The following is a 13376-nucleotide window of genomic DNA, read 5'->3' on the forward strand; positions in this document are numbered from 1 at the left end:
TTATTTAGCCAGTCGGTTTATTTTGCTGCGTAATCTTATTTGTACATCAGAACATAGTTGGCGGTGGCTTCAACCTGGCCGGCAGTTGCGGTTTTACCGGCAGGGACTTCCATTAACGCTTTAAAGTGCAGCGTCTGGGTGGTGGAGCCAGCCAGAAGATCAACTTCATTAGCCGCGCCCAGCGTAATGTTGGATTCGGCGTTATCCAGCAAACGAACGCCCACGTTCTGTGCGCCGCTGGCATAGGTGTTGGTCATGAGACTGGTGTCAGTCGCGTCTGTTGCTGCGCTGGTGAACGTGACATCAACTTTGGTAATTGGCGTATCGGTCTCATCAGCAGGATCGTCAAGCTGGCAGTTCTCCAGGTTGATATCAACCGGAACAGCTGTAGACTTTTTATTGGCATTGATAACGGCAGTAGTTACTTCACCCAGGTCAACTTCTTTGTCAACGCTGTCAGGTGCGATGCTGCATGGCGCATCAATAACCACGCCTTTAAATTTGATTTTACCTGAGCCCTGGTCTTCCGCAAAAGCAGAACCCGATACAATGGCAGCCATAGCAACCGCTAATAGTACTTTTTTACCCGTAGACATGAAAATATCCTTTTTCAAATGAATTCATACTCTGAATATTAATTTCAGGAAGCGAATCAAGTATACGGGATGAAGAAGAGAGAATGCGATTACTCTAACTTAAAGCTATTTTAAGATTGCTTTAATATATAACATCTGTTGATTGTAAGTGCGGGCTAATTCTCATGATTTAGGTGATTGTCTGATACGGTTATATCAGTTTTTATTATGGAATAGTGGCCATTAAAAAGGTTGCTATAAATAGTGAATGATGTGTTGTTATAAAGATAAATGATTATATGCATCTTATGCATTTAGTTTACCTGCCGCCGTAGTAAACGGAGGCAGGTAAATTTTAACCAATACCCGCTGATTGCAAAAGTACCAGACTTAACCCCATCACCGACATGCCGCACAGTACGCCATAGCTGGGATTGTTATTGGGATCGATCTCTTTTGCCAGGGGCATCAGCTCATCGACGGAGAGCGCCACCATAATCCCGGCCACGGCAGCCATAATCGCCGCCATCACGACAGGGGACACGAGGCTTCCAAGGATCAGCCACGCCAGCACGCCGCCGAGAATTTCGGCCATCCCGGAAATCCCCGCCCAGAAGACGGCAGTACGTTTTGAACCCGTTGCGGCATAAACCGGCCCGGCCACCGCAAGTCCTTCAGGAATATTGTGCAAGGCGACCGCCAGCGCGACACCAAACCCCATCTCCAGGTTGCTGCTGGCCGTGACGTACGTGGCGACACCTTCCGGGAAGTTGTGCAGGCTGATACCCAGCGTTAGCAGGATCGCCGTGCGCTTGATGTTGCCGGGGATCGGAGTAACGCTTTTTTGCATCAAATCCTGAGGATGCGCGTGGGGCAGCATACGGTCGAGCGCAAAATAGCCCAGCAGCCCGACGATGAACATGCCGTAGCCCAGAACCGGCGACATTCCCTCGGTGTGAAGCGCTGCGGGCAGCATCTCCATCAGCGAGATAAGCAGCATGATCCCGGCGGCGAAGCCCAGCGAGAAGGCCAGCAGGCGATTCGACGGTTTTTGCCCGAGCACGCCGAGGAACGCGCCGATAAAGGTCGCGGCGCCCGCAAGCACGGTCAAAATTAAGGGTACTGACATGCACTCTCCTTAAGCGATATCGTACGTTCAAATTTCCTGATGATGATCTTCACGGTTATCTGCGTTCATCTTCATCTGAATGCGCGTAATGTAGAACCATCAAATTGACACCTTCTCTAAGGATACCACCATGTCTTCTTATCGTATGCCAGCACTGTTTTTAGGCCACGGCAGCCCAATGAACGTTCTGGAAGACAACGTCTATACCCGCGCCTGGCGTCATCTGGGTGAGACGTTGCCGCGTCCGAAAGCGATTGTGGTGGTGTCCGCGCACTGGTTTACCCGCGGCACCGGCGTGACGGCCATGGAAGCGCCTAAGACCATTCATGATTTCGGCGGCTTCCCGCAGGCGCTGTATGATACGCATTATCCTGCTCCCGGCTCGCCTGAGCTGGCGCAAAAGCTGGTGGATTTGCTGGCACCTGTCCCGGTCGCTCTGGATAAAGAAGCCTGGGGCTTTGACCACGGCTCGTGGGGCGTGCTGATCAAGATGTACCCAGATGCGGATATTCCGATGGTGCAGTTGAGCATCGATAGCACCAAACCGGCTGCCTGGCATCTGGAGATGGGCCGCAAACTGGCGACCCTGCGTGATGAGGGCATCATGCTGGTGGCAAGCGGCAACGTGGTGCACAACCTGCGTACGGCGCGCTGGCACGGCGAGAACACGCCATACCCGTGGGCCACCGCTTTTAACGACTACGTCAAAGCGAACCTGACCTGGCAAGGCCCGGTTGAGCAGCATCCGCTGGTGAACTATCTGGATCACGAAGGCGGTTCGCTCTCTAACCCGACGCCGGAGCACTTCCTGCCGCTGCTGTATGTATTAGGCGCATGGGACGGTCAGGAGCCGGTTACGATCCCGGTCGACGGTATTGAGATGGGGAGTCTGAGTATGCTGTCGGTGCAGGTAGGGTAATAAAAGCAAAACGGCAACGTCAGTTTGCCGTTTTTAGTGTTTGCACCCTCTCCCACGGGGAGAGGGCATCAGGCCGCAGTCTTATTCAACAAAAATATGCGGATAGAACCGTGACAGATCCTGCGTAATCAGCGCACGATCTTCGCGAATGCCAATCCCGGCTGGTTGATCGTTGATGAGCCAGCTGCCGATCAGCGTATAGCTGTCGCCAAACTTCGGCAGTTGATAAAACGCCTGGACGATCATCCCTTCTTCGCCGTACGGCCCTTCAACGGCTTCCAGCGTTTTACCGTTTTCAATGATTGAGACGTTCGCACCTTCGCGGGAAAAAATTGGCTTAACGACGTATTTTTCCATCGGCGGGAAATCATCTTCGGCAAAATACGCTGGCAGCAGGTTCGGGTGGTTCGGGAACATCTCCCACAGCATCGGCAGCAGGGCTTTGTTGGAGATAATGCTCTTCCACGCCGGTTCCAGCCAGCGCACGCCCGCGTCTTCCAGCTTGGTGGAGAACATCTCGCGCAGCATGTATTCCCACGGATAGAGCTTGAACAGGTTGCTGATCACCTGATCCTGCATATCCGTAAACTGACCTTTTTCCCCCAGGCCAATATCTTCGATATAGAGGAACTCGGTCGCCACGTCTGCTTCGGCCGCACAGTCCTGCAAATACTGAACCGTACCACGGTCTTCCTCCGTGTCGCGGCAGCAGGCAAGATGCAGCAGATTGAAGCCAAACTGCTCCCGCAGTTCGGCGAAACGCTCAATCAGCTTTTCCTGCAGGCTGTTGAACTGGTCGCTGCCTTCCGGCAGGTTTCCGGCGTTCATCTGATCTTCCAGCCAAATCCACTGGAAGAATGCCGCTTCGTAAAGAGAGGTTGGCGTATCCGCGTTGTTTTCTAAAAGCTTCGGCTCACCCACGCCGTCCCACGCCAGATCGAGGCGAGAGTAAAGCGATGGCTGATTCGTTTTCCATGACTGACGGACGAAACTCCAGGTGTGCTTCGGAATACGGAATTTAGTCATCAGCTCGTCGCTGTCGATGACCTTTTCCACAACCTTCAGGCACATCTGGTGCAGCTCGGCCGTCACCTCTTCCAGTTTTTCCACCTGGTCGAGCGTCAGTTTGTAGTAAGCATCTTCACACCAGTACGGCTCGCCGTACATGGTGTGAAAGTTAAACCCGTATTCAGTGGCTTTTTCGCGCCAGTCAGGGCGCTCGGTAATACCGACTCGTTCCATGATCAGCCGCCCATTGAGCGAGTGGAAGTGCCTGTTGCACTACGCTGCATGCTGGTCTGTTTCGCCACAGACTCACCGAACCCACCGCGGGTGATGGTGCTGGTGGTCGCAGGCTTCGGCGCCATCGCGGTTTTCGGGACGGTCACGGTGCGGCCTGGGGTCGCTGCGCCGTAGCCTTTGCCGCTGGCATCGGTATATTGACCATAAGCCGGGCTGGCCGGATTTTTCGAGCTAAACAGCGGTTGCTGCTGATAGCCTGCACCGCCACCCATCAGGCGGCCCATCATGTAGCCTGCCATTAATGGCATCCAGAAGCTGCCGCTGGACTGCGCCTGCGCCTGATTTTCCGGTGCAGTACCTGCCTGAGCTGGCGTCTGCTGACACTGACCTTCACCAAATTCCGCCACGCAGTCTTCGCGTGAGGCGTATTTCGGCGCGGTGCGTTCCGCTTCTTTCAGCGCGTTGGTGTAGGCGGTTTTACATTCTGCTGTCTGGCCGGTTGCGGCGGAGCAGTCGTCCGCGTTTTGATACAGCGAAACCGTTTCGTCGTTTTTCTCACAGCCTGCCAGCATAAAGACCGCGGTAACGGCCAGCGCAACAGGGGTGAGGTGACGTGCGTTCCAGCTTTTGCGGAACGACGCGTGATTAATCGTTTTTGTCCGTTTCATGTTTGTCTTCCAGGACCCAGTGGTAATAACGCTCAGGATAGTGGATGAGTGGTTGAAAATGAAGCGAAGAGGGGCGGAATCAGGGGGATCTTTACGTTGGCTTACGTTCGGGGGGGATTCAGATGCGCCCTCTCCCGGTGGAAGAGGGCGTGATAACAATCTTAGTTACGGAACGGGTTAGAACCGCCACTTGCAGGTGCCGTGCTACGCGCGGCCGCTGGCTGTGCAGCAGGGGCGCTGCCGTTAGCGTTGAAGTTATCAACGGCGGCAACCTGCTCCGGGTTCTCCGGCGCAACGCTGTCCGGCGAAGTGGAAACCGGTTTGCCCAGCGCGCTGTTCAGCATCTGCAGATCTTGCTCGTTCAGCGTACCCAGCGCCTGCTTGATGTTCAGCTGGTTAATCAGGTACTGGTAACGTGCGCTGGAGAGCTGCTGCTTCGCGTTGTACAGCGTGGTGGTCGCGTCCAGCACGTCAACGATGGTGCGGGTACCCACGGAGTAACCGGCTTCCATCGCGTCCAGTGAGCTCTGGGCAGACACTACGGCCTGTTTATAGGCGTTGATGCTGCTGATGGAGGCATTCACGTTGTTGAAGGAAGAACGAACGGTCTGCACCACGTTGCGGTGCGCGCTTTCCAGCTGCTCGCTCGCGCCAACAAAGTTGTACTGCGCCTGTTTCACCTGGGAGTTAACCATACCGCCCTGATACAGCGGCAGGGAGAAGCTCAGGCCCACTTTGTTCTGACCCATATTGCTGTCGTCATACTGAGCAGAGTTGGTCTTAGAGCCGCTATAGGTAGTATCAGAGACGCCGGTAGACGCGCTCAGGCTCAGGGTTGGCAGGTGGCCATCCTGCGCCTGACGAATTTGCTCGCGGGCCAGGTCCTGGCTCAGACGCGCCTGCAGCAAGGTCAGGTTACGGTTTTCCGCCTCTTTCAGCAGGGCGTTAACGGCCTGCGGCTTATCCGTTTTGAAGCTGTCCACGTTCAGGGAGGCCAGCTCAGGGTAGTAGTTACCGGTCACCTGACGCAGGGATTCCAGCGCGTTGTCGAGGTTGTTACGCGCGGTCACTTCGTTAGCCAGCACGGTGTCGTACTGTGAACGGGCGTTCTGCACGTCGGTGATCGCCACCAGACCCACGTTGAAGCGCTGGGTGGTTTGATCTAACTGGCGGTAGATCGCCTGTTTCTGCGCTTCGGTGTAGGAGAGCGCGTCAATGGCGCTCAGCACGTTGAAGTACGCGGTGGCAGTGTTCAGGATCAGCGTTTGCTGGTCGGTCTGATAGGTCACATCCTGGATGCCCGCGCTCTTTTCCTGCAGGGTCAGGGCGCGCCATTTGGACATATCAAACAGCGTCTGTGTTAATTGCAGTGAGGCGCTGGTAGCATTGGAGTTAACGCCGTTAGCGTCGCGGAAACCGTTGCTGTAGGTATAATCTGCACCTAAACCTAACTGCGGCAGCAGTGGGCTACGCGCTTCGTTAATCTTTTCAAACGCAGCATCACGATCGGCCGCTGATTTACGTAAATCAGGGTTGCCCAGACGTGCCTGCTGGTAGACCTGTAACAGGTTTTCCGCCTGGCTCATTGCACTGAAGCCCGTCAGGCTCAGGCCGATAAGGATGGGGAGCAATTTCTTCATTTGCATTCCTTGTTGTGAAGCAGTATTAGCGCTGATCTAATTAAAAAATAATTGCCGATTCTAACAGAATCATCCACACCAAAAGGTTGGCGTTACGTGCCATCTGGCGGTAATTTGCACCAATCTACCATATAGCCTTACAAACGGCAGCCAAACAGCCTTGAAATTCACAATTTCATCACCATTGCTACCAGGACTCGACTCATGCAAAAACCAGAAAAGTTGCCCGTGACATTCGCCAAAAACGATGTAGAAATTATTGCACGAGAAACGCTTTATAGCGGTTTTTTTTCGATGGATCTTTACCGTTTCAGGCATCGCCTGTTCAACGGTGAAATGAGCGGCGAAATCAGACGTGAAATTTTTGAGCGCGGGCATGCGGCTGTCTTGCTACCCTTTGACCCAGTGCGTGACGAAGTCGTACTGGTGGAGCAGATCCGCATTGCCGCGTATGACACCAGTGAAAGCCCGTGGCTGCTGGAGATGGTGGCCGGGATGATCGAAGAGGGCGAGTCGGTTGAAGACGTCGCTCGTCGCGAGGCGCTGGAAGAGGCCGGGCTGGTGGTAGGTCGCACAAAACCGGTGTTGAGCTATCTGGCGAGTCCGGGTGGCACCAGCGAACGCTTATCCATTATGGTGGGCGAAGTGGACGCCACGACGGCGGAAGGGATCCACGGTCTGGCAGATGAAAACGAAGATATTCGGGTTCATGTGGTAAGCCGGGAACAGGCTTATCAGTGGGTAGAAGAGGGGAAAATCGACAACGCAGCGTCTGTCATCGCCCTGCAATGGCTGCAGCTGCATTATCAGACATTACGAAACGAGTGGAAAAAATGAAGCGCTATACGCCTGACTTCCCAGAAATGATGCGCCTGTGCGAAACCAATTTTGCACAGCTGCGCCGCCTGCTGCCGAGAAACGACGCACCCGGCGAAACGGTAAGCTATCAGGTGAGCAACGCGCAGTATCGGTTAACGATAACAGAATCAACGCGCTACACTACGCTGGTGGACATTGAGCAAACAGCGCCCAGCATCAGCTACTGGAGCCTGCCGTCAATGACGGTGCGCCTCTATCATGACGCGATGGTCGCTGAAGTGTGTTCAAGTCAGCAGATCTTTCGCTTCAAGGCGCGGTATGATTATCCGAATAAAAAGTTGCATCAACGCGACGAAAAGCATCAAATTAACCAGTTTTTAGCCGACTGGCTAAGATATTGTTTAGCACATGGAGCAATGGCGATTCCGGTTTGTTAGCGTCATAAACCTACCTAAGGACACCATTTGGAAAGCCTGTTGAACCTGACTGTTGCTGGTGGGGCGCCAGTCAGGATATTACAAATCACCGATACCCACCTTTTTGCCGAAAAGCATGAAACTTTACTGGGGGTTAATACCTGGGAGAGTTATCAGGCGGTACTGAGCGCCATTCACGCTGAAAATCGCGACTGCGACCTGATTGTCGCAACGGGCGATCTGGCGCAGGACCAGTCCTCCGCGGCCTACCAGCACTTTGCTGAAGGCATCGCGAGCTTTAGCGTGCCTTGCGTCTGGCTGCCAGGAAACCACGATTTCCAGCCCGCAATGTACAGCTCCCTTCAGGATGCGGGGATCTCTCCGGCGAAGTGCGTATTTGCGGGTGAACAGTGGCAGATCCTGCTGCTGGACAGCCAGGTATTTGGCGTCCCGCACGGTGAATTAAGCGAGTTTCAACTCGACTGGCTGGAGACCAAACTGGCTGCCGAACCTGAGCGTTATACGCTGCTGCTGCTCCATCATCATCCGCTGCCGGCGGGCTGCAGCTGGCTGGATCAACACAGCCTGCGTAACTCCGCGGCGCTGGATAGCGTTCTGGTGAAATACCCGCGGGTGAAACACCTGCTGTGCGGACACATCCATCAGGAACAGGATCTCGACTGGAACGGACGCCGCATGCTGGCGACGCCGTCAACCTGCGTGCAGTTTAAGCCGCACTGCGCCAACTTTACGCTGGATACTATCGCGCCAGGCTGGCGCTGGCTGGAACTGCATGCCGACGGCACGCTGACCACGGAAGTCTGCCGTCTGGCAGGCGCAGAGTTCCGCCCGGATACCGCTTCAGAAGGCTACTGATGTCTACGCTCCTTTATCTGCACGGATTCAACAGCTCGCCGCGCTCCGCAAAAGCGACGCAGTTTCGCCAGTGGCTGAGCGAGCATCACCCCCACGTTGAGATGATCATCCCGCAGCTGCCGCCTTACCCGGCGGAGGCGGCGGAAATGCTCGAATCGATCGTGCTTGAACACGGCGGTGAATCCTTTGGCGTGGTCGGCTCATCGCTGGGCGGGTACTACGCCACCTGGCTCTCACAATGCTTTATGCTGCCCGCCGTTGTGGTTAATCCGGCGGTACGGCCATTTGAGCTGCTGAGGGAGTTTCTTGGCGAAAACGAGAACCCCTACACCGGGCAGCAATATGTGCTAGAGTCACGCCATATTTACGATCTCAAAGTTATGCAGGTCGACCCGCTTGAAGCGCCGGATCTCATCTGGCTGCTGCAGCAGACGGGTGATGAAGTGCTGGATTACCGCCAGGCAGTGGCGTATTACGCCTCCTGCCGCCAGACTATAGAAGAGGGCGGGAACCATGCTTTCACGGGCTTTGAGGATCATTTCACCCAGATTGTCGATTTTCTTGGACTGCACAGCCACTGACAATCAATGCGAATTGCTAGTTTAAATCATGACGCAAACCTATAACGCTGATGCCATTGAGGTACTCACCGGGCTTGAGCCGGTTCGCCGCCGCCCGGGGATGTATACCGATACGACGCGCCCAAACCATCTGGGCCAGGAAGTTATTGATAACAGTGTGGACGAAGCGCTGGCGGGCCATGCCAAACGCGTTGACGTCATCCTGCACGCCGATCAGTCGCTGGAAGTTATCGACGACGGCCGCGGCATGCCGGTGGACATCCACCCGGAAGAGGGCGTGCCTGCCGTTGAGCTGATCCTCTGCCGTCTGCACGCGGGCGGTAAGTTCTCCAACAAGAACTATCAGTTCTCCGGCGGTCTGCACGGCGTGGGGATTTCCGTGGTGAACGCCCTGTCCAAACGCGTGGAAGTGAACGTCCGTCGCGACGGCCAGGTCTACAACATCGCGTTTGAAAACGGCGAGAAGGTGCAGGATCTGCAGGTTGTCGGCACGTGCGCTAAACGCAACACCGGCACCAGCGTCCACTTCTGGCCTGACGAAAGCTTCTTCGACAGCCCGCGTTTTTCCGTTTCTCGCCTGACGCACCTGCTGAAAGCCAAAGCGGTACTGTGCCCGGGCGTAGAAATCACCTTTAAAGATCACGTCAACAACACCGAGCAGACCTGGTGCTACGCCGATGGCCTTAACGACTACCTGTGCGAAGCGGTAAACGGTCTGCCAACGCTGCCGGAAAAACCGTTCGTCGGTAACTTTAGCGGCGATACCGAAGCCGTGGACTGGGCGCTGCTGTGGCTGCCGGAAGGCGGCGAGCTGCTCACCGAAAGCTACGTCAACCTGATCCCGACCATGCTCGGCGGTACGCACGTCAACGGCCTGCGTCAGGGCCTGCTGGACGCGATGCGCGAGTTCTGCGAATACCGCAACATTCTGCCGCGCGGTGTGAAGCTCTCGGCGGAAGACATCTGGGACCGCTGCGCCTACGTGCTCTCCGTGAAGATGCAGGATCCGCAGTTTGCCGGTCAGACCAAAGAGCGTCTGTCATCGCGCCAGTGCGCGGCGTTCGTCTCCGGCGTGGTGAAAGATGCCTTTACCCTGTGGCTGAACCAGAACGTTCAGGCGGCTGAGATGCTGGCTGAAATGGCCATCTCCAGCGCCCAGCGTCGTCTGCGCGCCGCGAAGAAAGTGGTGCGTAAAAAGTTGACCAGCGGCCCTGCGCTGCCGGGCAAGCTGGCGGACTGCACCGCGCAGGATCTCAACCGCACCGAGCTGTTCCTCGTGGAAGGGGACTCGGCGGGCGGGTCGGCCAAGCAGGCGCGCGATCGTGAATATCAGGCGATCATGCCGCTCAAGGGTAAGATCCTGAACACCTGGGAAGTCTCTTCAGACGAAGTGCTGGCCTCGCAGGAAGTGCACGATATCTCCGTTGCGATCGGTATCGATCCTGACAGCGAAGATCTGAGCCAGCTGCGCTACGGCAAGATCTGTATTCTCGCAGATGCGGACTCCGATGGTCTGCACATCGCCACGCTGCTGTGCGCGCTGTTTGTGAAGCACTTCCGCACGCTGGTGAAAAATGGTCACGTCCACGTGGCGCTGCCGCCGCTCTACCGTATCGACCTCGGCAAAGAGGTTTACTACGCGCTGACGGAAGAAGAGAAAGCGGGCGTGCTGGAGCAGTTGAAGCGTAAGAAGGGCAAACCGAACGTGCAGCGCTTTAAAGGGCTGGGCGAAATGAACCCGATGCAGCTGCGTGAAACGACGCTGGATCCGAACACGCGTCGCCTGGTGCAGCTGACGATCAGCGACGAAGACGAACAGCAAACCAACGCCGTGATGGATATGCTCCTTGCCAAGAAACGTTCGGAAGACCGACGCAACTGGCTGCAGGAGAAAGGGGATATGGCGGATATTGAGGCCTGATGAGTCCCCTCACCCTAACCCTCTCCCCAAAGGGGAGAGGGGATTGCACGGAGCCGTCTTTTCACCCTCGCACTAAAATCAAAACTCCATCTTCACCGTAAACTGCACTTCGCGCGGATCGCCAATCTGGTTGCCCAGGTTGTTGGTCGCAATCGACGACGTGTAGTAGGTCTTATCAAACAGATTCTTCACGTTCACCTGCAGCGTCACCGGATATTGCAGCTTCATTTTATACGCCGCAAACGCATCCGCCACGAAATAGCCCGGCAGATAATAATCCGCGCCGTTGGTCGCCGAGCGGCGGCTCACGCCGTGCCCGCCGCCGCCGAGCGTCAGGGTATTCCCGGCAAACGCATTGTGAATATCGTAGGTGAGGAACAGGGAGCCGGTATGGCGCGGCACGTTCGGCAGCGGTTTGCCCGCATAGTCCGGGTCTTCCAGCACTTTCGCGTCGGTATAGCCGTAGCTGGCGATAATGTTGGTGTTCTCCGTCAGCGACCCGGCAAGATCCACCTCCACGCCCTGAGAGCGCACGCGGCCCGCCGTTTTGGCGATGGTTTCGCCCCCGATGCTTTCGGTGTACAGCACGTTGCGCTTGTGGATATCAAACAGCGCGATATTGGCAGTAACTCCGTCGAACAGATCGAACTTTGCGCCCACTTCATACGCATTCGACGTTTCCGGCGGCAGATCGCCAATATAGCTCGCAATGGACGACTGCGGCATAAACGTCTGCGAATAGTTGGCAAACAGCGAGACGGCTGGCGTCAGTTTGTAAACCAGCCCCAGCTTCGGCGTCCACTGCTCGTCGCGGCTGTCGGTATTGACGCTAAATGGGCGGCCTTTGCCTGCGTACTGGGTGTAATACTGGTAGCGCAGCCCGGCTACAGCGATCCATTTATCCGTCAGGTAAAGGGCATCCTGGGCATAGGCCGAGTAGCTCTCCTGCTTGAGCGTCTGGTCGCTGTCAGCGGCGGAGACGGTTGTACACTCGTCGAGCTTGCCGTAAACCGGATTATAGATATTAAAACCTTTGACGTTCTTACAGCGCATCATGTCCGTGCGCAGCAGATCGTAATTTTCATACGACACGCCGGTGAGGATCTCATTATAAAAGCCCGCGATATCCACGTTCCCCTGCAGATCCGCACGGGTGCTGTGCATGCGCTGGGTTGAGCCCTGGGTTGCATCCACCCGGCGGGTCAGGGTGCCGGTTTTCGAATCGTAGGCCATGACGCGGGCCTGGTTGTCGCTGTATTTATCCTGGCTGTAGCTGTAGTCGAACTTCGCGGTCCACTGGCTGTTGAGGCGATACTCCGCGTTAAGCTGAGCGAGATCGGACTGCCCGTCGGTCACGTTAAACGGCTCGTCAAAGCGGTTTTTGCGATCGACGTCCACGGCCTTTTTGGTGTTGAGATCGAAGATCGTCCCGCGATCGAACGGGGTCTTATAGTCGCGATGCGAATAGAGCACGGTCACGGTGGCATCGTCGCCAAACCAGGTCAGCGACGGGGCGATAAACGTGCTGCGTTCGTTGCCGAAGTTGCGCCAGTAATCCTCGTCCTGATACTCGCCCGTGAGGCGATACGCCAGGCGCGTGCCGTCAATCGGACCGGTAACATCGACCTGTCCGGTGCCGCCGCCAAAGCTGGAAGAGGTGGCAGAAATCGAGCCGCCGAAGGTCTTCTCCGGGCGCTTCGTGACGACGTTAATCAGGCCGCCCGGATCGAGAATGCCGTACAGCGTTGAGGCCGGGCCTTTCAGCACCTCCACGCGTTCGGTTGCGGCGTTAAAGCTGCGCGGCAGCACGGTGCGCAGGCCGTTGGTCATGATCGAGCCGTCGCGGTTTGCGCCGAATCCGCGGCGCACGAAGGCATCCTGCGTGCCGCCCAGGGTGTTGGTCTGCACCACGTTGCTGACGTTATACAGCGCTTCATCCAGCGTGGTGGCGTGCTGATCCTCCAGCACCTTATCGCTGACGGTATTCACCACCTGCGGGATATCCAGCATCGGCATGTTGGTTAGCGTGGCGGTAGAGGTGTTCAGCGGCTGGTAGCCGTTAGTGGCCTCCGCCGCAGCATTTGGATCGGCGGTGACGGTAAGCGTTTCGCCGTCTTTAGCCGTGGTGTCTGCTGCCTGCACCAGCGGCGCCATAAACAGCAGTGAAAAGAGCGCGTGCCCTTTTACCCCAGAGAGTGAAGGTGTGAACGTAGCCATTACATCTGTTATCCCAAAATATCCGTGAAGCATCTTCACGGAAGAACGTGTGAGTCATTGCCCTTTATGGTCTGCTCGTTAGCCAGAACCGGCATCGAACATGTAATTGAGAATCATTCAAGCATGCGGCAATGTAGTAGTAAATGAAAAAAGCTAAAAATCGGCTACATCTATGAAACGTAACGGAAAAGCGCAGTGGCATCCAATTAACTGATTGAAAATAAAATCTTTATTGTTTTGCAGATAGGTGTAGTAACGCTCCGTTATCCCTGGTTTTTTCAGGGTGTTTCTTCTCTTGACTACTACATGGCGCGGCCTCAAACTCTCAAAAGAGAATGATTTTTATTTATATTTGTTTCCCTTTTTTATTACG

At 55.7% G+C, this 13376-nt stretch carries 12 protein-coding genes; 6 read left to right on the top strand and 6 right to left on the bottom strand.

What is annotated here, in order from left to right; genetic code table 11:
- Positions 1–35 precede the first annotated feature (35 nt).
- Positions 36–596 carry a fimbrial protein gene (locus USG84_RS17135; protein ID WP_151414047.1) on the bottom strand — a complete coding sequence of 187 codons (561 nt, stop codon included), beginning with the start codon at positions 594–596 and terminating at the stop codon, positions 36–38.
- A 334-nt stretch (positions 597–930) separates the two neighbouring features.
- Positions 931–1704: a zinc transporter ZupT gene (zupT, locus tag USG84_RS17140; RefSeq protein WP_061097039.1), complete on the bottom strand. Its 774-nt coding sequence runs from the start codon at positions 1702–1704 to the stop codon at positions 931–933.
- Between the two features lie 130 nt (positions 1705–1834).
- Here zupT and ygiD point away from each other — a divergent pair, with 130 nt between their 5' ends.
- Entirely contained in the window at positions 1835–2623 is a 789-nt protein-coding gene (gene ygiD / locus USG84_RS17145) for a 4,5-DOPA dioxygenase extradiol (RefSeq protein ID WP_151414048.1), read from the top strand.
- A gap of 81 nt (positions 2624–2704) precedes the next feature.
- Here the strand turns inward: ygiD and USG84_RS17150 are convergent, their stop codons facing one another.
- The 3 genes from USG84_RS17150 to tolC all read right to left on the bottom strand — a co-directional run bounded on the left by USG84_RS17150 (position 2705) and on the right by tolC (position 6173).
- Positions 2705–3865, bottom strand: a complete 1161-nt coding sequence (locus USG84_RS17150) for a glutathionylspermidine synthase family protein (RefSeq protein WP_151414049.1) — start codon at positions 3863–3865, stop codon at positions 2705–2707.
- Positions 3866–3867: 2 nt separating this feature from the next.
- Positions 3868–4533, bottom strand: a complete 666-nt coding sequence (locus tag USG84_RS17155; protein WP_049000611.1) for a DUF1190 family protein — start codon at positions 4531–4533, stop codon at positions 3868–3870.
- Between the two features lie 161 nt (positions 4534–4694).
- Complete coding sequence (gene tolC, locus USG84_RS17160; RefSeq protein WP_151414050.1) at positions 4695–6173, bottom strand: outer membrane channel protein TolC; 1479 nt, start codon at positions 6171–6173, stop codon at positions 4695–4697.
- 204 nt (positions 6174–6377) lie between these two features.
- Here tolC and nudF point away from each other — a divergent pair, with 204 nt between their 5' ends.
- The 5 genes from nudF to parE are packed head-to-tail and all read left to right on the top strand — an operon-like array spanning position 6378 to position 10786.
- Positions 6378–7010 carry an ADP-ribose diphosphatase gene (gene nudF / locus USG84_RS17165; protein ID WP_028014443.1) on the top strand — a complete coding sequence of 211 codons (633 nt, stop codon included), beginning with the start codon at positions 6378–6380 and terminating at the stop codon, positions 7008–7010.
- Positions 7007–7429: a DUF1249 family protein gene (locus tag USG84_RS17170; protein ID WP_061097042.1), complete on the top strand. Its 423-nt coding sequence runs from the start codon at positions 7007–7009 to the stop codon at positions 7427–7429. The genes nudF and USG84_RS17170 overlap by 4 nt, the downstream gene beginning before the upstream one ends.
- A gap of 27 nt (positions 7430–7456) precedes the next feature.
- Positions 7457–8284: a 3',5'-cyclic-AMP phosphodiesterase gene (gene cpdA / locus USG84_RS17175; RefSeq protein WP_151414051.1), complete on the top strand. Its 828-nt coding sequence runs from the start codon at positions 7457–7459 to the stop codon at positions 8282–8284.
- Positions 8284–8865 carry an esterase YqiA gene (yqiA, locus tag USG84_RS17180; RefSeq protein ID WP_151414052.1) on the top strand — a complete coding sequence of 194 codons (582 nt, stop codon included), beginning with the start codon at positions 8284–8286 and terminating at the stop codon, positions 8863–8865. The genes cpdA and yqiA overlap by 1 nt, the downstream gene beginning before the upstream one ends.
- A 28-nt stretch (positions 8866–8893) precedes the next feature.
- Entirely contained in the window at positions 8894–10786 is a 1893-nt protein-coding gene (gene parE / locus USG84_RS17185; RefSeq protein ID WP_028014439.1) for a DNA topoisomerase IV subunit B, read from the top strand.
- A gap of 78 nt (positions 10787–10864) precedes the next feature.
- On the opposite strand, the gene USG84_RS17190 is transcribed toward parE, so the two are convergent.
- Positions 10865–13003, bottom strand: a complete 2139-nt coding sequence (locus tag USG84_RS17190; RefSeq protein ID WP_320738388.1) for a TonB-dependent siderophore receptor — start codon at positions 13001–13003, stop codon at positions 10865–10867.
- Positions 13004–13376: the final 373 nt, after the last annotated feature.

Source organism: Enterobacter sp. 168J2 (assembly GCF_034107265.1).
GTDB lineage: Bacteria > Pseudomonadota > Gammaproteobacteria > Enterobacterales > Enterobacteriaceae > Enterobacter > Enterobacter nematophilus.